This window comes from Frankia sp. CcI156, assembly GCF_001983015.1.
Classification (GTDB): domain Bacteria; phylum Actinomycetota; class Actinomycetes; order Frankiales; family Frankiaceae; genus Frankia; species Frankia casuarinae.
Genome location: NZ_MOMD01000003.1, coordinates 63,995 through 88,253, shown reverse-complemented (window position 1 = coordinate 88,253; position 24,259 = coordinate 63,995). Strand labels below are relative to the sequence as shown.

General features: G+C 70.2%; 21 protein-coding genes and 1 tRNA gene. 7 read left to right on the top strand and 15 right to left on the bottom strand.

The window, feature by feature from the left end:
• Positions 1-462 precede the first annotated feature (462 nt).
• On the top strand, positions 463-1,053 hold the full coding sequence (locus CcI156_RS01945) for a hypothetical protein (RefSeq protein ID WP_023840742.1): 591 nt from the start codon (positions 463-465) through the stop codon (positions 1,051-1,053).
• Between the two features lie 46 nt (positions 1,054-1,099).
• Here the strand turns inward: CcI156_RS01945 and CcI156_RS01940 are convergent, their stop codons facing one another.
• From CcI156_RS01940 to CcI156_RS01925, 4 genes are all read right to left on the bottom strand, one after another.
• Entirely contained in the window at positions 1,100-1,522 is a 423-nt protein-coding gene (locus CcI156_RS01940) for a DUF3817 domain-containing protein (protein WP_076804111.1), read from the bottom strand.
• A complete protein-coding gene (locus tag CcI156_RS01935) occupies positions 1,522-1,956 on the bottom strand; it encodes a hypothetical protein (protein ID WP_049761022.1) in 435 nt (144 codons plus the stop codon). The genes CcI156_RS01940 and CcI156_RS01935 overlap by 1 nt, the downstream gene beginning before the upstream one ends.
• A 402-nt stretch (positions 1,957-2,358) precedes the next feature.
• Positions 2,359-3,291 carry a hypothetical protein gene (locus CcI156_RS01930; protein ID WP_023840741.1) on the bottom strand — a complete coding sequence of 311 codons (933 nt, stop codon included), beginning with the start codon at positions 3,289-3,291 and terminating at the stop codon, positions 2,359-2,361.
• 658 nt (positions 3,292-3,949) lie between these two features.
• Positions 3,950-4,729, bottom strand: coding sequence for a SigE family RNA polymerase sigma factor (locus CcI156_RS01925; RefSeq protein WP_235463006.1), 780 nt, complete (start codon positions 4,727-4,729; stop codon positions 3,950-3,952).
• Positions 4,730-5,643: 914 nt separating this feature from the next.
• On the opposite strand from CcI156_RS01925, the gene CcI156_RS01915 reads away from it, so the two are divergent.
• Together CcI156_RS01915 and CcI156_RS01910 are read left to right on the top strand one after the other, a co-directional pair.
• Positions 5,644-6,636: an NAD(P)H-quinone oxidoreductase gene (locus CcI156_RS01915; protein WP_076804109.1), complete on the top strand. Its 993-nt coding sequence runs from the start codon at positions 5,644-5,646 to the stop codon at positions 6,634-6,636.
• 81 nt (positions 6,637-6,717) lie between these two features.
• Positions 6,718-7,290, top strand: a complete 573-nt coding sequence (locus tag CcI156_RS01910) for a bacterial proteasome activator family protein (RefSeq protein ID WP_076804108.1) — start codon at positions 6,718-6,720, stop codon at positions 7,288-7,290.
• 128 nt (positions 7,291-7,418) lie between these two features.
• Here the strand turns inward: CcI156_RS01910 and CcI156_RS01905 are convergent, their stop codons facing one another.
• The 3 genes from CcI156_RS01905 to CcI156_RS01895 all read right to left on the bottom strand — a co-directional run bounded on the left by CcI156_RS01905 (position 7,419) and on the right by CcI156_RS01895 (position 11,621).
• Positions 7,419-8,954, bottom strand: a complete 1,536-nt coding sequence (locus tag CcI156_RS01905; RefSeq protein ID WP_083718250.1) for a metallopeptidase TldD-related protein — start codon at positions 8,952-8,954, stop codon at positions 7,419-7,421.
• Positions 8,951-10,519, bottom strand: a complete 1,569-nt coding sequence (locus CcI156_RS01900) for a TldD/PmbA family protein (RefSeq protein ID WP_217697665.1) — start codon at positions 10,517-10,519, stop codon at positions 8,951-8,953. The genes CcI156_RS01905 and CcI156_RS01900 overlap by 4 nt, the downstream gene beginning before the upstream one ends.
• A 307-nt stretch (positions 10,520-10,826) precedes the next feature.
• Entirely contained in the window at positions 10,827-11,621 is a 795-nt protein-coding gene (locus CcI156_RS01895) for a Cof-type HAD-IIB family hydrolase (RefSeq protein ID WP_076804168.1), read from the bottom strand.
• A gap of 170 nt (positions 11,622-11,791) precedes the next feature.
• On the opposite strand from CcI156_RS01895, the gene CcI156_RS01890 reads away from it, so the two are divergent.
• Positions 11,792-12,121, top strand: coding sequence for a phosphoribosyl-ATP diphosphatase (locus CcI156_RS01890; protein ID WP_241882770.1), 330 nt, complete (start codon positions 11,792-11,794; stop codon positions 12,119-12,121).
• Positions 12,122-12,161: 40 nt separating this feature from the next.
• Positions 12,162-13,010, top strand: a complete 849-nt coding sequence (gene hisG, locus CcI156_RS01885; RefSeq protein WP_076804167.1) for an ATP phosphoribosyltransferase — start codon at positions 12,162-12,164, stop codon at positions 13,008-13,010.
• 16 nt (positions 13,011-13,026) lie between these two features.
• Here the strand turns inward: hisG and folE are convergent, their stop codons facing one another.
• The 6 genes from folE to CcI156_RS24400 all read right to left on the bottom strand — a co-directional run bounded on the left by folE (position 13,027) and on the right by CcI156_RS24400 (position 21,293).
• Entirely contained in the window at positions 13,027-13,761 is a 735-nt protein-coding gene (folE, locus tag CcI156_RS01880; RefSeq protein WP_076804166.1) for a GTP cyclohydrolase I FolE, read from the bottom strand.
• Positions 13,758-16,019 (bottom strand): ATP-dependent zinc metalloprotease FtsH, encoded by a 2,262-nt coding sequence (ftsH, locus tag CcI156_RS01875; RefSeq protein WP_076804106.1) that lies wholly within the window; start codon positions 16,017-16,019, stop codon positions 13,758-13,760. Before ftsH ends, folE begins: the two co-directional genes overlap by 4 nt.
• 235 nt (positions 16,020-16,254) lie before the next feature.
• Positions 16,255-18,042 carry a hypoxanthine phosphoribosyltransferase gene (gene hpt / locus CcI156_RS01870; RefSeq protein ID WP_083718248.1) on the bottom strand — a complete coding sequence of 596 codons (1,788 nt, stop codon included), beginning with the start codon at positions 18,040-18,042 and terminating at the stop codon, positions 16,255-16,257.
• A gap of 82 nt (positions 18,043-18,124) precedes the next feature.
• Positions 18,125-19,246 carry a zinc-dependent metalloprotease gene (locus CcI156_RS01865; RefSeq protein WP_011438666.1) on the bottom strand — a complete coding sequence of 374 codons (1,122 nt, stop codon included), beginning with the start codon at positions 19,244-19,246 and terminating at the stop codon, positions 18,125-18,127.
• A gap of 94 nt (positions 19,247-19,340) precedes the next feature.
• Entirely contained in the window at positions 19,341-20,792 is a 1,452-nt protein-coding gene (dacB, locus tag CcI156_RS01860; RefSeq protein WP_011438665.1) for a D-alanyl-D-alanine carboxypeptidase/D-alanyl-D-alanine-endopeptidase, read from the bottom strand.
• Between the two features lie 9 nt (positions 20,793-20,801).
• A complete protein-coding gene (locus CcI156_RS24400) occupies positions 20,802-21,293 on the bottom strand; it encodes a hypothetical protein (RefSeq protein ID WP_076804105.1) in 492 nt (163 codons plus the stop codon).
• 83 nt (positions 21,294-21,376) lie between these two features.
• Between CcI156_RS24400 and CcI156_RS01850 the strand changes: the two genes are divergently transcribed.
• Positions 21,377-21,916 (top strand): inorganic diphosphatase, encoded by a 540-nt coding sequence (locus CcI156_RS01850; RefSeq protein WP_011438664.1) that lies wholly within the window; start codon positions 21,377-21,379, stop codon positions 21,914-21,916.
• A gap of 178 nt (positions 21,917-22,094) precedes the next feature.
• Here the strand turns inward: CcI156_RS01850 and CcI156_RS01845 are convergent.
• Positions 22,095-22,166: transfer RNA gene (locus CcI156_RS01845), tRNA-Thr, on the bottom strand.
• Between the two features lie 331 nt (positions 22,167-22,497).
• Between CcI156_RS01845 and CcI156_RS01840 the strand changes: the two genes are divergently transcribed.
• Positions 22,498-23,232 (top strand): response regulator transcription factor, encoded by a 735-nt coding sequence (locus CcI156_RS01840; RefSeq protein WP_011438663.1) that lies wholly within the window; start codon positions 22,498-22,500, stop codon positions 23,230-23,232.
• On the opposite strand, the gene CcI156_RS01835 is transcribed toward CcI156_RS01840, so the two are convergent.
• Complete coding sequence (locus CcI156_RS01835; RefSeq protein WP_076804104.1) at positions 23,214-24,161, bottom strand: regulatory iron-sulfur-containing complex subunit RicT; 948 nt, start codon at positions 24,159-24,161, stop codon at positions 23,214-23,216. The genes CcI156_RS01840 and CcI156_RS01835 overlap by 19 nt on opposite strands.
• Positions 24,162-24,259: the final 98 nt, after the last annotated feature.

Sequence of the window (24,259 nt, the reverse complement as noted above, 5' to 3'; positions counted from 1 at the left end):
ACGGTGCAGGGCTTCGATGAGCATCTGGTTGATTGCCCGGCTCATCCGGTGATCGCGACTCGTCGGGTCAAGCGGGAGCGTGAGCCGTCGGGCGCCAACGTGGCCTAAGTCCGTCCTCCCCCGTGACCGCGGTCTTCCTCCGCATGCGGCCGGTTTCCGCCGGACGTCTTGGTCACGGGCGATCGGCGGCCGGTAGGCGGCCGAGGTGTTTTCGAGCCGCCGTCCCGGCCGAGYCCGGATCATGACGGTGAGGCCCGGCACCGAAGGTCGGAACCACTCGGCGATTCCGTGCAACGGACCGGTGAGGCGGGCGAGAAACTGCTACGTTCCAGCGCTGGAGTACCCGTGAACGCCGCCGCACCGTGTCGATCATCCGGCCGGGAGTCCGTCCGTGCCGTGCGTCATCGGATCGCGGATCGCGGATCGCGGATCGCGGATCGCGGGCTGAGGACGGAGGAACGGATGACGGTCTGCGGATTGGTCCGGCTGGACGGGGCGGAGGTCCGGCGGGCGTCCCTGACCGCCATGCTGGCCTCATCGTCGTTTGGGCTGCCCGCCGCACGCGGTGTCCACCTCGACAGAGCATTCGGGGCGGTGACCGCCGCGGACCTGCGGGCGGACCCGACTCCGCCGATCGCGGTCGACGACGCGGGGCTCGTGGTGATCGCGGATCGTCCACCTCGCCGTCCCGAGGGAAACGAGACGGCCCGGATGCTGGCGGCCGCCTACCGCAGCGGCGGCAAGTGGGCGTTGCTCCGGTCCACCACGCGGACGGTGACGATCGTCTGGGACCCGCGGCGCGCCCAGCTGGTCCTCGTGCGACCCGCCAGTACGGCCGACGAACTGATCACCTGGTCGGACGGGCGCCTGTTTGCCTTCGGTACCGAGGCTGACCAGGTGCTGTCCGCGGAGATACTCGCTCCGCCCTCCCGGTTGGCCCGGCTCCGGCGGCTCACCGCCGGTGAGGTCCTGACGATCGCCGTGCCCGCCCGTCTCCGCCGACCCGCACCGGCGGCGCTCCGCCTGGCCGGAGTCGACTCGGACGTGTCCTGAGGCGACGTCTCCCGGCGCTCTGCGCGTGCTGYGTGGACTGCGCGTGCTACGCGGGCTTCGCGGACTTCGTGGGCCCGGTGGCCGGGCCGACCGGAGCCGCGGCGGCGGACAGCTGGCTCTCCCGCACAAGGAACGTGACCCGCCGCTCGGCGAAGAACGACAGGAACGGGATGGTGCCGGCAAGCATGATCAGGATTGTCCGGGTCGAGGACAGCCGGCAACGGTTCGCCAGATCGAAGGAAGCGGCAAGGTACACCATGTACAGCACACCGTGGATCGGGCCGACGGCCGCGACGATCGTGTCGCTGCCGCCGATGTACTTCACCGGCATACCGATGCACACCAGCACGATTAGCCCTACGCCGACGATGTAGGCGATGGCCCRGTACCGCAGCAGGGACGCGCGAATCGCTGTCGCGGAGGCACGTCCTGTGGTGGCCGTACGGGTGGGGTCGGGCAATGCCGTCATCAGCGGGCTCCGTTGATGTGCTTGAGGGCGTCCCGAAGGGCGTCACGCTCGTACAGTGAGGCGAGATAGCGGTTGTAGGCGTCGAGTTCGTCGTCCTCGGCGGACTGCTCGGCGCCGCCGGTCGTCAGCATTTTGGGGCCCCTGTCGAGATCCGGTCGCCAGGGCGCCTCGGGGGCGATCCGGCCGTGGGCACCCCACCGCGGCCCGGTGGTGTCCTTGGGTGCCAGATCCTCCTTCATCATCTTCACCCACCAGTACACGACGAAGGCGGCGAAGACAGGCCACTCGACCCCGTAGAAGAGGTTTTGCAGCGATCCCTGCGGGGATTCGCCCTTCGTCAGCTGCCAGATGCCCATGCGGATGAAGAATGCGATCAAGAGGAGCGCGAGGAGATGACGCGCGATCCACGAGGGTGACAACAGCAGCCGACGCACGAGGTTGACGCTACCTCTCCCCGGCCGGTCGGCGTAGGGCGCGTGGCACCTTCCCGCGACCGGACTCACACTCGGACCGGACTCACACTCGGACCGGGGCGCCGGGTGGCGTGGGAGAGGTCGCGAGGGGCTGGCCGACCTTGGCCGGGCCGGCCAGCCCGCGTGCCGCCGTCGACGGCCGCTTGGCGACCCGTCCGCCGGGCTGGGGGGGTTAGCCGGGGAGCGAACGGGCCGAAACACCGCCGGACCTCCTGGCGCGGGGGGCCGGTATGGCGTTCATCTGTCAGTCGTCCGACGGAGGTTGATTGGTTGCCGTCGTTGTGAAGATTTTTCTTCCGCATGGTTGCCTGTGGTTCCGCATGGTCAAGTGCAGACCCCCGTAACCGGCGCAGACCCGCGCCGTCAGCGCAGGACTGCGGCCGCCAGCGTCCAACCCGATGTGCCCCCGCTGGAGATGGTGACCGACGTCGTGCCGATTCCGGCAGGCAGCCCGATGCTCACCACTCCATCGGCCGAGCCGTCGGCGATCGGTGAAGGCAGGGTCTGGGTGAAGGTCTGCGTGCCGCCGATGGAGGTGACGATGATCTGCACCCGCCCGGAACCGGATCCGAGGAGGACGTCCAGGGTGAGCGGAGACTGCGAGACGAAGACCGTCAGCCGGGCCGAGCCCTGCAGGGACAGCCGGTCGGTGTCATCCACACCGGTCGCGACCGGTGTGCCCTCCGTCCAGTCGAATCCCGAGGATGACGGCACGGACGTGCCCAGCAGGGTGCCGGTGTCGATCAGCGGCATCACGATGGCGGCCCGGTTCTGCACACCGTCCCACGAGCCCCCGAACAGCACCCAGTCGAGAGTGCCGGGGCCCGGAAGCCGTACCCGTGATCCACTGGGGAAGGGGGCGACGGTGCTGGTGTAGATCCCGCCGCCGAGGCCCGCGAACGTTCCGCCGGGCAGGGAGGATCTGCTGTCACCATGGTTCGCGGACGGTCCTGTGGACGGTCCCGCGGACGGTGACGGTGCGCCGCCGCCACCGCTCGCGGACCCCGGGTCCGCCGGGTCCGGGCCGGCGGACCTCCGTGCGGCGCTCGCATCGCTCGTCGCGTCCGGGACGGCGGCGCTGACCCCGGATGTTCCGGCGGGGCTCGACCTGGCCGGTTCCGGTGGAACCGCCGCAGTGGCCTGGGGCGACGTGACCGGCGTCCGTACGACCGGAGACGTCGTGACCAGCGTGGCGGACGGCCGCGGCTTTGCCGTGACGGTCGTTGTGGGCGGAGCCGGGGAGTTCGATCCCGACGGCCCCAGCAGGGCCAGGGCCGTCAGGGCCGTGATGCTCATGATGGCGAGTAGTGCCCCCGTGATCGTGCCGCGTCGGGCGACCGAGCGCCGCCGGGAACGGGGCCAGTGGTGGGACCGGGGGAGCCGGTCGGGGCTGGTGGACCGGCTGGATCGGCGCCGTCGGCTCGATGGGGTCTTCGCGACGGTACGGCCCAGGCGGTGCTGCCGGGTGATGATCCGCCCATCCCCGGTCCGGGTGCCGGAGCCGATCGAACCAAGCGGTCTGAGTGGTCCGTTAGCGCTGAGTGGACCGCTCGGGCCGACAGGTCCGATCGGGCCGAGGGGGCGGATGATCGTGCTGCTCAGGGGAGCATCGACCGCCGCCGCGACACGTCCGCGGATGCGATCGGAGTCGGGGTGGTGCCGGCCCATCTCGGCGCTCAGMATGCCGCGGAGTCGGTCGGGGAACGGAAGCTCCCCCAGGCCGCCGCCATGACCGTCGCCGCCGCGGAACTCGCCGACGCGATCGGCTGACCCTCGACCATCCGCGCTCGGGCTGCTGGTTTCGCGGTCGCCTGTTCCGTGGTCGCTGATCACGCGGTCACCCGTCTCCGGAGTGGAGGGACGGCAATCGGCCGGAGGCTCGCCGCGCCGCGCTGCCGCGCCACCCTGCGCATCATGATCGAGCTCCTGGAACCCCGGGCGCCTTCTGCGTCATCTATGCCTCGCCGACTCGCTGCTGCCACCAGGGCCATAGCTTGACGCGGCCGAGGCGGGCGAACGCCGACGGGCTCGGACCCGCCGGTTTGCCGGACTGACCACTGCCCCGCCGCCGTCCCAGGCGACCCGAGCCCGACCGGGAGCCATTCATCCGGGAACTGCCCGATCGGGATGTGGCGCCGCGTGATGTGCCCGGCCGACCGGACGATACCTGTGGCCTCGCCACCTCCGCGGCACCGGCCGGCGGCAGCTCGGTGTTCTGGAGAATCCGCTCCAGTTCGGCGACTCCCTTGGCGGTCTGGCTCTTCACCGTGCCGACAGAGATACCCAGCGTGCGAGCCGTCTCGATCTCCGACAGGTCGAAGGCGTAGCGGAGCACGACACAGGCACGTTTGCCTGGCGGCAGTGTCATCAGCGCGGAGCGCAGATCCATGACCGCGGGGAGATCGGGTATCCGCGCCGACTGGTCGGCTCGCTGACCAAGGAAGAGCAGCCCGCGTCGCTCGCGGACGACCTTCCGGACCCGGTCGGCCGCCAGGTTGGCGACGATCCGCCGGACATACGCCAGTGGAAGGTCCGCGGAGCGGACCCGGTCCCAGGCGGACCAGGCGGCCGTCAGGGCGTCCGCGGTGATGTCGTCCGCGACGTCGTGATCGCCGGTCAGGAGATACGCAAACCGGCTCAGCTCGCGGTGATGTCTCTCGAAGAAGGCATGAAACTCCGCCTGGGTATGGGGATGTTCGGGCTCGTCGTCGGCCGCGACCGCTTCCACTGGCACGCTCCCCGGGCCCGTCGAGGCCGGCGCGTCCGCGGCGCCGGCCGGACAGCCGATGCTGTGGTCGTCTGTCACTGGTTGCAGAGAACCATGAGTTCAGGGCGATATGCATATGACGGTAGCGACTCGATCKGGTATGCGTCGTGGTACCTGGATGCCGAGTGGGGCGGTCACTGTTAATACGCTCGAAGCAGTGGCTTTACCCTCGGTCCGATGATGTCGGGCTGGCCACACATGGTGATGGTCCTGGCGCGCGTTGACATCGGCCACGGGGGCAAACCCGTCTCGGACCGGCCGAGGHAGCCACATTATAGGACATAGGGGCATAGGACTTGACGGCATAGGATCGGAGATGCGAGCCGATGAACCGAGATCCGGACGGGACAGCCGCGATGACGGGGCGGCGCACGGATGCGCGACGCCGGTCCAGCGGGGTGACCGGCGACCAGGCCGCGGCGAGGGACGAGCCGCCGACATGGGATGCTAGGACGATGTTTCCGCCGCGACGCCCGCCGGGTACGGCGAAATCTATGTCTGCCCTGTCTGGTCCGGCTGCCCTGTCCGCCCGGTCTGGTCTGTTTACCCGGTCTGGTCTGGTTGCCCCGTCTGTCGTGATGCCCGAGGCCGTCCGTCCCCATCGCCCGAGTCCCCCGCCCCMGCTCGATCCGGACACCCCGATCCCGGATGATCCCGGCCCGCTCCTGCCCGACGCTCCTGACCTGCCGCCGGCTCCGCACGAGCCCTCCCCGTACACCGAGCCGGTTCCCGGCGCACCCCAACCGGAGCCCGAGCCGGTCTGAGGCCCGAGCCGGCGTCCGTCCACCCMACCGGAACATCCGTACGGCCGYGGCATGAACATGCCCGCACGCCGGATGATGCCGCGGCATCGCGTGCCGAGGAGCCGTAGCGTGTGACGGATGCATGCTGTGACGGTGAAAGCGCCCGGTGGGCCCGAGGTCATGACRTGGTCGACGGTGGCGGACCCTCCTGCCCCGGGGCCGGGCGAGGTTACCCTGGAGGTGGTCGCGACGGCGGTGAACCGCGCGGACCTGCTCCAGCGGCAAGGTTTCTACCCGCCGCCGCCCGGTGCCTCTGAGATCATCGGGATGGAGTGCTCCGGGCGGGTGGCGGTTCTCGGCGCCGGCGTGGACCGGGTTGAGGTCGGGGCCGAGGTGTGCGCGCTGCTCAGTGGGGGCGGCTACGCGAGTCGGGTGAACGTGCCGGTCGGCCAGGTGCTGCCGGTCCCGGCCGGGGTCGACCTCATCACGGCGGCCGCTCTGCCCGAGGTCGCCTGCACGGTGTACTCCACGGTGTTCGGCATCGCCGGTCTGCGTGACCGCGAGGTCTTCCTCGTGCACGGCGGGGCGTCCGGCATCGGGACCTTCGCGCTCCAGGCGGTCCGCGCGCTGCGTCCGAACGCGCTGGTCGCGACCACCGCCGGCACCGCGGCCAAACTGGCCAGGGTGCGGGAGCTCGGCGCCCACATCGCGGTCTCCTACCGTGACGACGACTTCGTCGCCAGGATCCGCGAGGCCACCGACGGCCATGGGGCGGACGTCATCCTCGACAACATGGGTGCGGCGTATCTCGCCCGCAACGTCGCCGTGCTGGCCGTGGGAGGCCGTCTGGTCGTCATCGGCCTGCAGGGCGGGGTGAAAGGGGAGCTCAACCTCGGCGCCCTGCTCACCAAGCGGGCGGCGGTCCACGCCGCGTCGCTGCGCGGGCGGCCGGTCGAGGAGAAGGCCGACATCGTGACCGGTGTCCGCGGCGACTTCTGGCCGGYGATCGAGGCGGGGGCGATCCGGCCGGTCATCGATCGGGTGCTGTCGATCACCGAGGTCGCGCGGGCGCACCAGCATGTGGCTGATTTCGGACATGTCGGAAAGGTGGTACTCACGATCCCGGAATGACCCTCGATGGGTGACACCCGGCGTGACCGTGGAGGCGAAGCCAGTGCCGTGGGAGGCGGATCACGGGGCAGGATAGGGGGCATGACGGATCAACCGGAACCCCGCGTCGTGGTCGTCGGGCCTGACGGCGCGCTGCACGAGACCGCGGACTCGGGGGTACCCGACCGGCCGGTGCGGCCGCTGGCCCCGGACGGTGGCCAGGCGCCGCAGGCCGCGGAGGAGCTGGACGGCGGCAACCCCATCGCCGCGCTGGTCTCCCAGCCCGACAAGGTGATGCGCATCGGTACCATGATCAAACAGCTGCTCGAGGAGGTCCGGGCCGCCCCGCTGGACGACGCGAGCCGAGTCCGGCTGCGCGAGATCCACCGCAGTTCCATCCAGGAGCTCTCCGACGGGCTTGCCCCGGACCTGCGCTCGGAACTCGATCGGCTGTCGCTGCCGTTCGACGAGGAGCGCACGCCGTCGGACGCCGAGCTGCGAATCGCCCAGGCACAACTGGTCGGCTGGCTCGAGGGTCTGTTCCACGGCCTGCAGACCGCGCTGTTCGCCCAACAGATGGCCGCCAAGGCTCAACTCGAGGAGATGCGCCGACGGGCCCTGCCGAGCGGGCAGCAGCCCGRCAGCGAGACGTTCGGCCGCGGGGCCTACCTCTGACTGACCCGTTTTTCATTGACCCGTCCCCGAATCGACCCGTCCCCGAATCGACCCGCGATGGTGAACCGGGAGCCATGGCTGCTCGCGGTTCACCATCGATGGTTCGATGCCCCCGGCCCGGCCGGCGGTCAGTTCGCCGGGCTGACCGAGGACATGTTGAAGTCGGGGATCCGTACCGCGGGCATGCGGGTGAGCGTGAACCAGTCCGCCCATTCCCGCGCCATGGTGCGGGTGGTGGCGCCGATCTCGGCCAGGCGGCCGAGCAGGTCGACCGGTGACTCGTTGAAGCGGAAGTTGTTGACGGCCCCGGTGACCTCACCGTTCTCCACCAGGTAGACCCCGTCCCGGGTGAGGCCGGTGAGCAGGAGCACCTCGGGATCGACTTCGCGGATATACCACAGGCTGGTGAGCAGGAGCCCGCGTTTCGTCGAGGCGATCATCTCCTGCAACGACGCGGAGCCTCCGCCGTCCAGGATCAGATTGTCGATCATCGGGGTGGTCGGGACCCCGGTGRCACGGGCGGACGCACGGGTCTCCACGAGGGCGGCGAGGGTGCCATCCGAGATCCAGTCGGTGGGCCTCAGCGCCAGTCCGTTGTCGAAGACGCTGGACATCGACGAGGAGGACTGCGCGGTCACGAAGGTGGTCGTCGCGAGTTCCGGGTCGTGCGGATCGCTGGCCAGCCGCAGTCCCGCCGGTCCGATCGCCTCGCCGAGACGCGTGCCGCCGCCGGCCCGGCTGAAGACCGTCCGGCCCTCGGCCGCGTCCCGACCGGCAGCCGTCCAGTACATGTAGATCATCAAATCCGCCACCGCGGAGGGCGGCAGCAGCGTCTCGTACCGGCCGGCCGGCAGTTCCAGCGACCGTTCGCACCAGGCCAGCCGGTCGCGCAGCGCCGCGTCGGTACCCGCGACGTCGACGTCGGTGAAGTCACGGGTCGACTGGCCGTGCCAGACCGAGCCGCCGGGAACGCCGCTCTTGGCGTTCCACTCCACGCTGCCGGTCGGCTGGCTGTACCGCAGCCGCAGCCCCGTCGACGTCCCGAGCCACGTGGTGGTCAGATTGTGCTCGGCGAAGCCGAACAACCGCCGCCCGCCCGCCCGCGCCGCGGCGAACGCCTCCGCGAGGTCCCGGGCGAAGGAGGCGAACACCGTGGTGCTGGTCCGGGCGGCCGGATCGGTGAAGGCCTCGGCCGCGTCACCCGCCGACCCCGCACCCGCCGACCCCGCACCCGCGCCGACGTCCGTCGTGTCCAGCCCGAGCAGGTCCGTGTAGTCCTCGGCATCCTCGGCGTCCCGGGCCGCGTCCTCGGCGGCGCGGACGAGTTCCGCGAGGCCGTCGGCATCGGTGGGATGCGGCAGGTCGGTGGGACGCGCGGTGGGGTGGCCGCCGGAACCGGGGGAGTCGATGGTGGAGGCCGTCCGCACCCCGAACGAGCGGCCGATGACGCTGATGACGGTGATCGACCGATCCCGGCTGGCGCCGTTGGTCGTCAACGTGTTGTTGGCCCAGCGCAGGTTCACCGCGCTGGACTCGGTGGCGATCACTACGCAGCCGTCCGCCTTCGACAGGCCCAGGGCGCGTTCGACGATCTCATGGGCGGTCTCGCGCACCGTGCTTCCTCCGTCGGCTGAGGCTGGTTGCGGTCCGGCCGGCCGGCTCATCGACCGGCCTCTCGGCGAGCATTGAGAATGTTGGTGGCGCGGAACAGAGCCGACGGGCAGCCGTGGCTGACGGCCGCGACCTGGCCGGGTTGGCCCTTGCCGCAGTTGAACGCACCGCCCAGCACGTAGGTCTCGGGGCCTCCCACGGCCTCCAGGGATCCCCAGAAGTCGGTCGTCGTCGCCTGGTAGGCGACGTCGCGGAGCTGGCCGACGATGCGACCAGCGCGGATCTCGTAAAACCGCTGGCCGGTGAACTGGAAGTTGTACCGCTGCATGTCGATCGACCAGCTCTTGTCCCCGACGACGTAGATGCCGCGGTCGACCCGGCTGATCAGCTCCTCGGTCGACGGGCCGCCGGGCGCCGGGAGCAGGGAGACGTTCGCCATCCGCTGGATCGGCACATGGGCGGGGGAGTCGGCGAACGCGCAGCCATTGGAGCGGTCGCCCCCGAGCACGGCGGCATTGCGGGCCGCCATCGCCCGGTCGAGCTGATAGCCGACGAACTGGCCGTCGCGGACGATGTCGAACCGGCGGGTCTGCACGCCCTCGTCGTCGTAGCCGATGGTCGCGAGCCCGTGCAGGGCGGTGCGGTCCCCGGTGACGGTCATCGCCGGGGAGCCGTACCGCAGCGTGCCCAGCTGGTCGAGGGTGACGAAGGAGGTACCGGCGTAGGCGGCCTCGTAGCCGAGCGCCCGGTCGAGCTCGGTGGCGTGCCCGATCGACTCGTGGATCGTCAGCCACAGGTTCGACGGGTCGATGACCAGGTCGTACGGCCCTGGTTCGACTGAGGAGGCCCTGGACTTCTCGGCGAGCAGACCCGGGATCAGATCGATCTCGCTCTCCCAGTCCCAGCAGCCGGCCGCGGGGCCCGCCACCAGCCACTCCCAGCCTCGACCGACGGGCGGGGCGATCGTGCGCATCGACTCGAAGCCGCCCGCGGGATCGACCCGGGTCGCCTCGATCTGGCAGATCACCCRCACCCGTTGCTGTGTCGTCGTGGTCCCGGTCAGGTCGGCGTAGTACTTGTTCTCCATCACCGCGCTGAACCGGCCGTCGACATGGTCGACATCGTGCGCCGCGAACAGCGTCCGACACAGGCCGCCGACCCGTTCGACCCGGTCCCGGGCRTCGACCGCGAACGGATCGGTCGCGTAGGCCGAGACCCAGACCGCGTCGGTGTGGGTCGGTTCCGCGGCGAGTTCGACTGGTTCGGAGTTGAGCGGGGCGGCGACTCGGGCCATCTCGACGGCTTCGCGGGCCAGCCGCGCCGCCTCGTCCGTCGTCAGGTCGACGCCGGCGGCGAAACCCCAGGTGCCGCCGTGCACCACCCGGACAGCCAAGCCCAGCGTCGCGCCTTCATGGCGACTTTCCAGCGAGGCGTCGCGGAACGACAGCGAGGAGTCCTTGAGCCGTTCGACGCGGATGTCGGCGTGCGTCGCGCCGAGATCACGTGCGGTCTGCAGAGCCGCGTCGGCGAGTGCGGTGCGCGGCAGCGCGAGGAACTCGCCGTCGATCTCGTGAGCCGGCAGCCCGGATGAGGCCGAGTCCTGGACGAGGGGTGCCATGTCCCTATCCTGGCCCGTCTGTGCGACGGGTGTCGGGGCGGCATGCCCGGGTGTCGGGGCGGCATGCGGACGCTGTGCATGCGGACGCTGTGCATGCGGACGCTGTGCATGCGGACGCGCTGGGAGCGCGAGACCGGGAGGCGATGCGTGTCCGGATCCGGCCGGGCAGGTATCAACGCGGCGGTCCACCGGGAATCCCCGTCGTCGACCGGGAACCGTCCGGAGGGTATTCGTGGAGAGTATCCGGCCCGGTATGCGGCCCGATCGTGATCGGGACGGACCGGAATGCCCAGGAAGATCATCGTGGTTATGGGAAAAGCCGCTCCAGGACGATCGCGACCCCGTCCTCATCATTCGACACGGTGATCTCGTCGGCGGCGGCCAGTACTTCGGGATGGGCATTCGCGACGGCGACCGCGTATCCGGCCCAGGCGAACATCGGTAGATCGTTCGGCATATCTCCGAACGCGATGACGTCRGCGGCGACCACCCCCCGCCCGGCGGCGAGTTCAGCCAGTGCCACCGCCTTCGACACCCCCGGCCCCGCGATCTCGAGAAGGTCCGCGCTGGAGGTTGTGACGACGGCGTCCACCCCGGCGAGTTCGACGATGGCGTCGTACACTTCCGTGAACGGAGCGCCCCCCCGCCGGACAAGCAGTTTCGTCGCCGGCAGGACGCCCAGCAGCTCCGAGAACTCCGCGACAATCTCCTTGGGATCCGGCCACATCGCCTCGAAGGCGGGTTCCCGGCCGAAGCGCACGCCGCTCTCGACCGCGAACACCGCGTCGGGAACCGCGGCGCGGATCGCCGCCGCCAGCCGCAGGGCCGTGGCCGATTCCAGACAGCGCTGGCTGACCGGCTCGCCGGAGTCGAGATCGAAGACCAGCGCGCCGTTCGCGCAGATCGCGAGCCCGGAGACCTCGGTCTGGGCGACGACGCYGGCCATCACCCGACTGGGTCGTCCCGTCACGAACACCACGGTCGCCCCGGCGCGTTCCACCCGGCGCAACGCCCCGCGGGTGCGTTCGGACACCGTGCCGTCGCTGCGGATCAGCGTCCCGTCCAGGTCGGTGGCGACGATCGCGGGCGGAAGCACAGTCATCAAGTCAACCAGCAACATGGCGGCCGGTGCAGGGACTCCGGTGCAGGGACTCCGTCGCATCGGCTTGCCGGCTGGCCGCGGAGCGCGTGTCTGTGGTCGTCGTGTGCCGCTCCGCACCGCGGGCCCGCGGCGCGGAGGTTGTCCGCCCGGTGACGGGTAGCATGCCGAGCATGCTCCCTGCCGATCGGTCCGCCGTGCCATCCGTCGGCGCATCCGATTCGTCGAATGTATCCAACCTGAAAACATTCGACGAACTCTTCGTCGAGCTTGCCGAGAAATGGCGGCGTCGGACACCCGGCTCGGGAACTGTCGCCGCGCTCGATCAGGGCGTCCACCATCTGGGCAAGAAACTGGTCGAGGAGGCCGCTGAAGCGTGGATGGCGGCCGAGCACGAAGGCCGGGGAAGGGCCGCCGAGGAGATCTCCCAGTTGCTCTACTGGAGTCAGCTGCTGATGATTTCTCTAGGCCTTTCGCTGGACGACGTATACTCCCATCTGTGATCGATGTCCTGCCCTTTCTCGTAGACGCTGAGTAGTGATGATGCTTCGTATCGCGGTTCCGAACAAGGGGGCGTTGTCGGCCGCCTCCGGTCAGTTGCTCTCCGATGCCGGCTACCTCGCGCGGCGCGAGGGGAGCGAGCTGGTGATCGCCGACGTCGAGAACGACATCGAGTTCTTCTTCCTGCGCCCTCGGGATATCGCTGTCTACGTCGGGTCGGGTCGTCTCGATCTTGGCATCACCGGGCGTGATCTCCTCCTCGATAGCAGTGCCGCCGCCGAGGAGCTCGTTCCGCTTGGATACGGGTTCGCCACGTTTCGTTACGCCTMTCCGGAGGGGACGCTCGCGGACATCACGGAGCTCGCCGGCAAGCGGATCGCGACGTCGTTCCCCGCGCTGGTCCGAGCCGACCTTGCCGGCCGGGGGGTCACCCCGGGTGACATCGTGACTCTGGATGGTGCGGTCGAGACGGCGGTGCGGCTCGGTGTCGCGGACGCGGTCGCCGACGTGGTCGAGACCGGCCGTACGCTCAAGGCCGCGGGTCTGGAGCTGCTCGGCGAGCCGGTCCTGCGCTCGGAGGCCATCGTGATCGCCAAGAGAGGCGCGGACCTGTCCCCTTCGCATGAGCGTCTGCTGCGCCGGATCCAGGGGGTTCTGGTCGCCCGGCGGTACGTGATGATGGACTACGACGTTCCGACGGCCGTGCTCGACAAGGCATGCGAGATCACGCCGGGCTACGAGTCCCCGACGATCTCTCCGTTGCAGCGCGAGGACTGGGTCGCGGTGCGGGCGATGGTGCTGCGCGCCGAGGTCAACCGCATGATGGACGACCTCTGGGAGCTGGGTGCCCGGGGCATCCTCGTCTCCGGGATTCAGGCCTGCYGCCTGTAATCCCTGCCACCCGGAGCTACCTGTGCAGGATGAGCGACATGCCCTCGTTGCGGGTAGCGGTGCTGAGGAACTGGCCACGCACCGCGGATGTCACCGTGGTGGCCCCGGGCTTGYGCACACCGCGCATCGACATGCACAGGTGCTCCGCCTCGATGACGACCATCACTCCGCGCGGGTCGAGCACCTCGACGAGGGCGTCCGCGATCTGCGAGGTCAGCCGTTCCTGGACCTGCGGACGACGGGAGTAGAGGTCGACCAGCCGGGCAAGCTTCGACAGGCCCGTGATCTGGCCCTTGCTGTTGGGGATGTAGGCGACGTGCGCCTTGCCGGAGAACACGACCAGATGATGTTCGCACAGCGATGAGAAATCGATGTCGCGGACCAGCACCATCTCGTCGTGACCCTCATCGAAGACGGTGGTCAGGACCTCGGAGGGATCCCGGCCAAGACCCTCGACGGCTTCCCGGTACGCCCGCGCGACCCGGTCCGGGGTCTTGCGAAGACCCTCGCGGTCCGGGTCCTCGCCGATCCCGATCAGTAGCTCACGAACCGCGCGTGCGACTCGGTCGTGGTCGAAGGGACGGACCTGCCGCGGCCTGCCATTGCCCGGCGCCAGGGTTGACGCAGCCGGTCCGTCGCCGTCGGGGTCCGGGATGCCGAAACCGTCCATTCCTGGGGCCTCCGCCGCGGGAGATGATTCACTTCGTCGTTCGCCCGCGGCAGTGGACGCCTCGTCGGAATAAGACGTCAACGGCGTCTCCTCTCGTCGTCGCTCGGCCAGCTTGGCGGGGCCCACGGGTTGGCGATCCTCGGCCCGTCATGGGCCGGACCCTCGCCTCCGGGGGGCGCCGGCGTGCCCTGGCCCTGGGGATAACCGTGCCCCCCGGGGCTGCCATTCCCACCCGGACCACCGACATCCGTGCCGTGCGGTACGCCCCCGCCCGGACCGGACGGGTCGACCCCGGGGCCCGAGCCCGCTGGTGCCCCCGGCACGCCGGCGGGCTGACCGTGACCGCCGGCCCTGTTGCCCCCGGTTCCGTTGCCGCCCGGTCCGCGTCCGGCGGCACCATTACCGTGGCCCGGGTCGTTCACCAGGTCGGCGACATCCGCCGTCAGCAGGCCGAGCTCGGCCGGGGTCTGCACCGGTGGCCGGTCGGAGGGGACGCGACGCCMCACCCCGGTGTAGATGCCACGCACGGGGCGTTTCTGGACCGTCGCGAAGACCTCGGCGACCTCGTCCTTGCTCAGCGTCTCGGTGTCCATCAGCCRCAACACGAGGTTGTCCAGTACRTCCCGGTAGGTCACCAGGATCTCCCAGGCCTCGTCGTGTGCGGCCTCGATCAGCCGGCGCACCTCGATGTCGATCTCACTGGCGACCTCTTCGGAGTAGTCGCGTTGGTGGCCGACCTCCTTGCCGAGGAAGACCTCGCTGTTCTCGGTGCCGAACTTGATCGCGCCGAGCTTGTCGCTCATCCCGTACTGGGTGATCATTGCTCGCGAGATCTGGGTGGCCTTCTCGATGTCGTCGCTCGCCCCCGTGGTCGGGTCGTGGAACACCAGCTCCTCGGCGGTGCGCCCGCCGAGCAGGACGGCGAGGCGGTCGAGCATCTCCGAGCGGGTCGAGAGGTACTTGTCCTCCAGGGGAAGCTGCATCGTGTACCCGAGCGCGCGCCCCCGGGGCAGGATGGTCACCTTGTGCACCGGGTCGGAGTTGGGCAGCGCGTGCGCCACGAGGGCGTGGCCGCCCTCGTGGTAAGCGATGCGCTTCTTCTCCTTGTCGCTCATCGCGCGGGTCTTGCGCTCCGGTCCCGCCATCACGCGGTCGATGGACTCCTCGAGCAGCGCCGACGAGATGAATTTCAGGTTGGAGCGGGCGGCCAGCAGGGCTGCCTCGTTCAGTACGTTGGCCAGATCGGCACCGGTGAACCCGGGGGTCCGCCGGGCGATGACCATCATGTCGGCGTCCGGGCCGATCGGCTTGCCCTTGGCGTGCACCCGSAGGATGGCCTCGCGGCCGAGCAGGTCCGGCCGATCCACGACGATCTGCCGGTCGAAGCGGCCGGGCCGCAGCAGGGCCGGGTCGAGGATGTCGGGCCGGTTCGTCGCGGCGATGAGGATGACCCCGCCCTTGACGTCGAACCCGTCCATCTCGACCAGGAGCTGGTTGAGCGTCTGCTCCCGCTCGTCGTGGCCACCGCCGAGTCCCGCTCCGCGGTGGCGGCCCACGGCGTCGATCTCGTCAACGAAGATGATGGCGGGCGCGTTGGCCTTGGCCTGTTCGAACAGGTCGCGAACCCGGCTGGCGCCGACACCGACGAACATCTCGACGAAGTCGGAACCCGAGATGGAGTAGAAGGGCACCCCGGCCTCACCCGCGACGGCCCGGGCCAGCAGCGTCTTGCCGGTTCCCGGCGGGCCGTAGAGCAGGACCCCCTTGGGAATCTTGGCTCCGATCGCCTGGAACTTGCCCGGGTTTTCGAGGAACTCCTTGATCTCCTCGAGCTCCTCGATGGCCTCGTCCGCACCGGCCACGTCGGCGAACGTCGTCTTCGGCGTGTCCTTGCTCACCAGCTTCGCCTTGGACTTGCCGAAGTTCATGACCCGGTTACCGCCGCCCTGCATCTGGTTCATGAAAAAGAACAGCAGAAGGACGACCAGCAGTACGGGCAGCAGGTTCAGCAGGAGCGAGACCAGGATGTTTCCACGGTCGACCGAGACGTCGTAGGCGACCCGCTTGTTGCGGAGCTCGTTCRCCAGGACGACACCCTGTTCGGTGACATAGGACGACTCGAACTTCTGGCCGTCCTTCGTCTGGATCTGGATGAGCTGCTTYGAATCCTGGATCTTGGCCTTCGCCACCTGGCCTTCGTCGATCTGCTGCTGGACGAAGTTCAGGTCTCGCTTGCCGTACTCACTGGGACCCGAGAGGACGCCCGTCGTGAGAATGATCACGAACAGGACCAGGAGCAGCAGTGGCACCCAGCCGCGGAAGATTCTTCTTGGAGTCATCTGTCTGGAGCACCGGACACGAGCGCTCCACCCTCCTGACGTGTGTGCTGCCCTCGATCGGGATTCCCTTGTGCCGAGGGTACCGCCGGTGCGCGCATCTCACCGCGCGTACATCCGACCAACGGATCGGCGGYCCGCGCTGTTCCGATCGTGGCGGTCTGATGGTGTTCGGTGTTTCGCTCGTGGCGGATGCGGTGACCGAGGGCGTATCCGAGCGGGCGGAAGGCCAGCGGGYTCAGGCCGGGGCGCCCCTCTCGATCGCCGCGGGCGTGAGGGTCCCGACAAACGGCAGGGTTCGATAGTACTCCGAGTAGTCAAGGCCGTACCCGACGACGAACGCGCCGGGAAGATCGAAGCCGACATATCGGACATCCACATCCACGGTGACAGCCTCGGGCTTACGGAAGAGCGCCAGGACCTCAAGCGAGGCGGGGCCGCGTGAGCGCAGGTTCTTCAGCAGCCAGGACAGGGTCAGCCCGGAGTCGATGATGTCCTCGACCACCAGGACGTCCCGGCCCTCGATCGACCGGTCCAGATCCTTGAGGATGCGCACCACCCCAGACGAGGAGGTTGACGACCCGTACGAGGAGACCGCCATGAACTCCATGGTCAGCGGGACCGTCAGCGCGCGGGACAGGTCCGCCATGACCATGACGGCGCCCTTGAGCACGCCCACGAGCAGGATCTCCCGGCCGGCGTAGTCGGYGTCCACCCTGGCCGCGAGCTCAACGATCTTCGCGGCGATCTCGTCCGAGCTGACCAGGACCTCGGCGATGTCGGGATGCGGGCTGTGCCGGGGGCCGTCATGGGCSCCTCCGGTGTCGGGGGTCGTCGTCGCGGTCTGACTCACCTGGTCGTCCTCCTTGATGTGTGGCGCGGTGACGGCATCCGACCGTCGGGCGGCATCCGACCGTCGGGCGGCGGGGCCGGCTGGCGGCGGTGGAGGAACCACCGGCCCGGTCAGCGTGACCCTGTTCTCCCATCGCCGGGCAAGCACGCCGGTGGGAAGCGGTACCGGCTTCTGCCCGCGCCACCGCGTCACCAGCTCCTCCACCGCCCAGATGTGCTCCGCGCGCAGCGCGGAGGCCGACGCTCCGACGTCGATGGCCGCCCGGCGCAGCAGCCGACCGCGGACCGCCGCGGTGAGCCCGGCCAGCGCGGCGACGTCGAAGGCGACCTCGCCGGTGCACGGCCGGCCACGAGCCCTGACGACCTTGCCGTAGACCTCGGCGGCCATGGCGTCCAAGGCGTCCGCGTCGGCCCGCAGCAGATCGGCACTGCGCGCCAGCGACTCGGCGATGCCCGGGCCGAGCTCCGTCTCCATCACTGGCAGGACCGTGTGACGCACCCGGGACCGGGTGAACGCTGGGTCCCGGTTCGTCGGGTCATCCCACACCTCGAGCCCCTCGGCGAGGCAAGCGGCCCTGGTGTCCGCGCGGCGGATCCCGAGCAGTGGCCGGCTAAGCAGGCCGTCGTCAGCCGACATCCCCCCGAGGGAGCGGGCGCCCGCGCCCCGCGCGAGCCTCAGCAGCACCGTCTCGGCCTGGTCGTCCAGCGTGTGGCCGAGAAGCACCGCCCGGGCGCCGAGCCGGTCGGCGGCCGCCGCGATCGCGGCCCGCCGTGCCTGTCGGGCGATCCCCTCGGAGCGAGCGGTGTGCTCGGTCAGGACCTCCACCGGATCCAGGCCGAGGGCCCGACCCTGGCGGGCGACGCGCTCCGCCCGTTCGGTCGAGCCGGTGTCCCAGCCATGATCGACCGTGACCATGCCGGCCCGCAGGGCGCGGCGGGGGGCGACGAACGCGAGGGCCGCGGCGAGCGCCAGGGAGTCCGGGCCGCCGGAGCAGGCGACCAGCACTAGTCCGCCGGGTGGCAGGTCGGTGACCGCGCGGCGAACCGCCAGCCTGACTGCCGCGACCGCGGGAGTGGGAGATCTCGACGAGAGAACCGTGCGCGGAGCCRGATCGCCCGGTCGGACGTCGCCGGCATGGCCGGTGTGGTCCTCACCGGCGATCGGTGGGGTCACAGCGTCGGCCGGAAGGCGGATGTGGAACAGCCCGGGGAGTCGGCGGCCCCGACGACCCCCGCGGCCCCGACGACCATGGTGCTCACGCCGAGATCGGCGGGCGGCTGCCCAGGACCCGTTGCATCCAGGCGGTGGGATCGACCAGCTCGGCGCGGGTCGGCAGCGCCGCCGGTGACTCCCAGACGGTGTTGAAACCCGTCACCCCGGCCTGCGCGACCACCGCACGCACGAACGCCCCKCCCTGGCGGTACTGCTGCAGCTTGAGATCGAGACCGAGGAGCCGGCGGACGAACCGGTCGATCGGCGATCCCCCGCCGCGGCGACCCTCGAACTTCGTCCGGATGTCGGCGACGGTGGGTACGATCTTCGGCCCCACYGCGTCCATCACCTGGTCGGCGTGGCCCTCCAACAACGTCATGATGGCCTGGAGGCGGTCGAGAACCGCTCGCTGGGCCGGGGTCTGCAGCGCCTCCACGACGCTCGGGCTGTCGGCCTCCCGGTCGAACACCGCCCCGCGCAGCGCGCTCATCGCCGAGCGGACGCGGTCCGCGAGGACGTCCGGATCGAGGTCCGTGGCCTCAATGAACGCGGTGATCTCGGACTCCAGGTGGGTCCGCAGCCACGGCACGGCGGTGAACTGACTGCGATGGGTCTGCTCGTGCAGGCATACCCACATCCGGAAGTCTCGCGGCACGACCCCCATGGCCGCCTCGGCGTGCGCGATGTTCGGCGCGACCAGGCTGAGGCGCCCGACCGACCCCGGCACGTCGGGCGGACCCGGATCGTCCCTCCCGGCCTGGTACTCCTCCGGCGGGAGGAAGACCTCGTACTGGCCCAGCACCTTGCCGGCCAGATAGGCCAAGGCTGTGCCGATCTGGACCCCGGTGACCCGCCGACCGACCGCCGCGGCGAGGTTGCCGCGCTGCTGTTCGGACAGTTTGCCCAGCAACGGGGAGGTCAGCACCCGCAGACCGGCGACGTTGGAGCGGACCCACTCCAGCCGGTCCACCACGGTGATGGGGGTGGCCGGCCCGGCGGGAGTGAGCCGGGTGTAGTCCTCGACGTGCCGCTCGGCCTCGACGGCCAGTCGCCGCAGCTCCGAGACGACCTCGCCGGCCTGCTCCCGCGAGATCTGCGGGCCGGGGCGAACCAGTTTCCTCGCCGTCGTCACGGCGAGTTCCCAGTCGACCAGCTCGGCGTCCACGAATCCGAGCGTACCGGGCTCGCCCGTCGTCTGGGTCCGATCATGAACCGTGCCGAGAACGGGATGGGACGCGCCGGGGCGCCGACGGTCCTGCTCAGGTCGGTGGGCGCGATGCTGCCGGTGGGCGCGATGCTGCCGGTGGGATCGCCACGGTCGTCGACCGGGCCGGGGTGCATCCGCAGCCGGTGAGCGCCGCGGCTGCCCGGTCGAGGGCGGCCTTGGTGCTGCCCGCCTCCTCGGCGGGCGAGAGGAACGCGAAGAGGAGCAGCCTGCCGTCCGCGTCGACGAGCTGGCCCGCGAGGCTGCTGACGTTGTGCAGAGTGCCGGTCTTCGCCCGGACGTCACCCGCTCCGATGGCGGTGTCGCCAGTGGTGTAGCGGTCACCTAGCGTACCGGAGAACCCGGCTACCGGCAGCCCCGTGAGAATGGTGCGCAGCGCCGGCCGACCGGGGAGGACGGCGGCGCGCAGGATGGCCACAAGGGTCATGGGCATGATCAGGTTTGCGATGGACAGGCCGCTCACGTCGGCCAGTGCCATCCCTGCGACGGGGAGGCCCGCCTCGGCGAGGACGTCCCTCACCGCGCGGGTGGCGCCGGTGAACGAGGCGGGCAGGCCCCTCCGATGGGCGACGAGCCGTCCCAGGCTCTCGGCGAGATCGTTGTCTGACTGGGTGAGCATGCGTTCGACCAAGACCCGCACCGGCGGGCTGTAGACCGCCGCGACCCGTTGTGCGGCCGGGTCCGCCGGGCCGGTGGCCACCGATCCGACGGATACTCCGGCGGTCATGAGCGCCGCGGCGAAGGCCGTGGTCGCGGCGGCGGCCGGGGTGGGGCTGCGCGGTCCGACGGCTTCCGGTGCCGACCGTCCGGCGTCGACCTCCAGCGCCGAGACCGGGGCGACGTCCCCGTCGGTCACGTAGTTGTCGCGCCATCCCGGTGCCCGGTCCGGACCGACGAACAGCCCTCCATCGCCGATCACCCGAGCCGCCGAGGTGATACCCGCGGCCCGGACCTGAGCGGCGAGATCGCTCAGCCGGGCCAGAGCCGGATAGCCGCCGGGCGCGGTGGAGGCGGTCAGGGTCGGATCTCCGCCGCCGACGAGCCACAGTGTTCCGCCTGATGTGCGGGCGTTCCCGCCCGCGGGCGGGCTGTAGACCACGGTGGTCCGCAGCCGGTCGTCGGGGAAGGTGGTCAACGCGGCCGTGGCGACCGCGGTTTTCAACGTGGAGGCCGGTGCCACGGGGATGCGGGACCGGACGTCGAGGAGCACCCGACCCGACTGTGCGTCTATGACGAAGGCCGCGGGCCGCGCCAGAACGGGATCACCCAGCGGGCCGGCGAGGCGGGCCGCCACCGCCGCGGGCTGCGGGATCGGCGCGGCCGAATCGAGACCGCCGAGCACCGCAGCGCCCGCGCGGTCGGACCCGCTGCCGGCGAGTTCCGCGGCTGATCCGGTGGTGGGACCGACGGACAGGGACCCGGCGAGCAGCGCGCCGGCCAGGGCGGTGAGCCCCCCTACCCGGGCGACCGGTGCGGCTGACGTCACTCACCGACACTACGCAACCAGCGGGCGGTCGGCGACGGCGCGGCGGGTGAACCCGGATCCGTCGCCGCCGGCCTGCCCGGCGGTGTCCCGCCGCGACGGGACACCGGGGGTGCGACGGGACACCGGAGGTGTCGTGTCGGCGGGCGGCACTGGTACGAAGAAGGCCCCACCGGGCGTGTCGCCGGTGCCCAGCATGGTTTCGGTGCCCGGGAGATCCGGCGGTGGAAACGTGGTGGTGCCGGTGCGGTTCGGGTGGGAGTGGTTCGGGTGGGAGGCGGCGTCCGCGACACTAGGTGCGCGGTCGTGGGTGTGACGCCTCGTTGTGGTCACTGGGGTGGGTGGCCCGCGCCCCGGGCGGAGCACGTCCACCGCCTGGCAGAGCACGACGTACGGCACGAGCACGACGTACTGCGCCACGAGCACGACGTACGGCACGAGCACGACGTACTGCGCCACGAGCACGACGTACGGCACGAGCACGACGTACTGCGCCACGAGCACGGTACGGCTCGAACGAGCACCATGTGACAAACGGCGATCGCTCCGGTGCGGACCGGGCGAAGACGAAGGAGACAGGGAGCGGAGTGGACCTTGAGTTCGATGTGACCATCGAGATCCCCAAGGGGCAGCGCAACAAGTACGAGATGGATCACCACACCGGCCGTATCCGGCTTGACCGGATGCTGTTCACCTCCACCCACTACCCGTCGGACTACGGGTTCATCGAGGGAACCCTCGGGCGCGACGGTGATCCGCTGGACGCCCTCGTCCTGCTGGAGGAGCCGACGTTCCCGGGCTGCCTGGTGCGGTGCCGGACGATCGGCATGTTCGAGATGACCGACGAGAAGGGGCCGGACGACAAGGTTCTCTGCGTGCCGGTGGCCGACGTCCGGCAGGAGCACCTGCGGGATCTGCGGCACCTGCCGGAGTTCGACCGGTTGGAGATCCAGCACTTCTTCGAGGTCTACAAGGACCTCGAGCCCGGTAAGTCGGTGGAGGGCGCATCCTGGGTGGACCGCAAGGAGGCTGAGCGGGAGATCCTGGCGTCCATCAAGCGGCTGCGCGAGGCGGAGGCCGCGGAGGCGGACGGGCACGACCAGGAGGCCGAACCCAGGTCGGCCTGATCCCTCCGTCCGGCTTGTGGTATCCGTGACGACCTGTCCCACGTCCCAAGCGGGGTGGGACAGGTTCAGGAACCCACGGGATGGGCCCGGGGCGGGAGCCGGCCCGCCGCCGGGCCGGACGTGCCGGCTATGACGGTTACCTGGCGCGTAATGATCGTGCGAGCGGAATCGGGGAGTGAGCCGGAGGCGGGGATTGAACCCGCGACCTATCGCTTACGAGGCGATTGCTCTGCCACTGAGCTACTCCGGCGAACGGCCAGGACCGCACTGGCCCGGGTCGAGTATGCCAGATGCGTGGGCGGGCTCGACCCGGCGGTGGTTCGGTGGCTGTTCGCGGGCCGAGATGCCCGCCGTCGCCCCGGATCCCAGCCGTCCACGGTGATGCCACCAGTGGCGGGCACGGTCTGGAATGCCTCCGTCTCAGGCTGTCATGGCGAGGGATGTGCTATGTCGTCAAAATGGCCCTGAGTCGGCAAATTATCTTCTTTATGTCACATTTAGTTAGTTTTGGGTGCTGCAACACCGTAAATCGCCACCCCCGGTCGCAGTGGTTCCGATGAGGATGCGTAGGGTTTCGCACCATGACCGGGGCCGGAGACGCTGCACCAGCAGCGACGACGCGAGGAGCCTCGCTCCTCGTCGCTGAGGACGATGAGGCATCTCGCATAGCACTTGCGCGCAGCCTGGAGAGATTCGGTTATCGGGTGCTGGAGGCCGCGGACGGCGAGGCCGCTCTTCGGCTCTTCCAGACCACCGAGATCGATCTGGTGGTGCTGGATGTCGCGATGCCCAGGATGGACGGCTTCGCCGTCCTGAGCCGCCTCCGCCAGACCAGCGAGGTTCCGGTGATCATGCTCACCGGGCGGGCCGAGGAGGTCGACCGGGTGGTCGGCCTCGAGTTGGGCGCGGACGACTACGTCGTGAAGCCCTACTCGCTGCGAGAACTGGTGGCCAGGGTGCGCGCCCGGCTTCGCCGACGGCCGGCGGAACCGCCGCCGCAGCGCACCGGGGACGGCAGCGACCCGCTCGTCTACGGAGACGTCTCCATCGACCTGCGGGCCCGCGAGGTCGCCGTCGCCGGGGAGCGCATCGATCTGACCGCGCGCGAGTACGAGCTGCTGGCCTTCCTCGCCCGRCATCCTCGGCGGGTCTTCAGCCGGGAGGAACTCCTCGAGCAGGTGTGGGGCACGCGGTTCCAGGACCCCGCCACCGTCACCGAGCACGTCCGGCGGGTACGAACCAAGGTCGAGGGTCGTCCACCGCAGCGCCGGCTGGTCACGACCCTGCGCGGGATGGGCTACCGCTTCGACCCGTGACGTCCTTCCAGCAGGGCCGTCGTTTCCCCTCCTGTCGTCGTTTCCCCTCCTGTCGTCGTTTCCCCGCCGGCTGTAGAGGTGCTGCCCGGGGGGGAGCATCCCGCCAAGCCACCGGGGTGGGCGGTGTCGTGGACCCGCCGGGAGGCGCAGACATCCGCGCGGTCGCACGAGGTCCGGCCCCCGCCGTCGAGAACCACGACCACCTGCTGACGCGGAACATCGTGCCGCACGACCCGGCCCGCACCGTGTGGGGTCGTCGCCCGGTCTCCGACCGCGGGCACGGCTTCGGCGAACTCCTCGTAGAGGGGATGTTCGTAACGCAGGCAGCACATCAGCCGGCCGCATGCCCCGCTGATGCGCATCGGATTGAGGGCGAGGTTCTGCTCCTTGGCCATCCGCAGGCTCACCGGCTCAAAGTCGTTGAGAAAAGTGGCGCAGCACAGGTCGCGGCCGCAGGAACCGATCCCGCCCTGGACCCGGGCGCTGTCGCGGGCGGACAGTTGCCGCAGCTGGACCCGCGCCACCAGCGTCCGGTTGAGATCCCGCACCAGTTCACGGAAGTCGACGCGGCCTTCCGCGCTGAAGTAGACCGTGTAGCCGCCGGTGGCCATCACGTGGTCAACACCGACGATCTTCATCGGCAGGTCATGCTCACGGGCCAGGCGGCGGGCCGCGACACGCGCCCGGGCGCGTCGGCGCCGGGAGACCTGCTCGCGCTGGATGTCGGACGCGTCGGCCATCCCGACGAGCACCGGCAGGTCGCCGATGTCGTCGCTGACCCACTGGGGCGCCCACATGCAGGTGGCGACCTCGGGGCCCTCCTCGGTGGGGACGAGCACCCGGTCGCCGACCCGGGGGCTGCAGGAACCAGGATCGGCATAGTAGAGCTTGCCCCGTGGGGAGAACGCCACCGCGCACATCATCGGCATCCGACCGGTCACCTCCCTGCGCCCGCCGGGTCCCGCCCGGGCGGACCTGGTCGAAGGGCATGTCCGCGTCGCGATCAGGATATGCCCGGCCTTCCGCC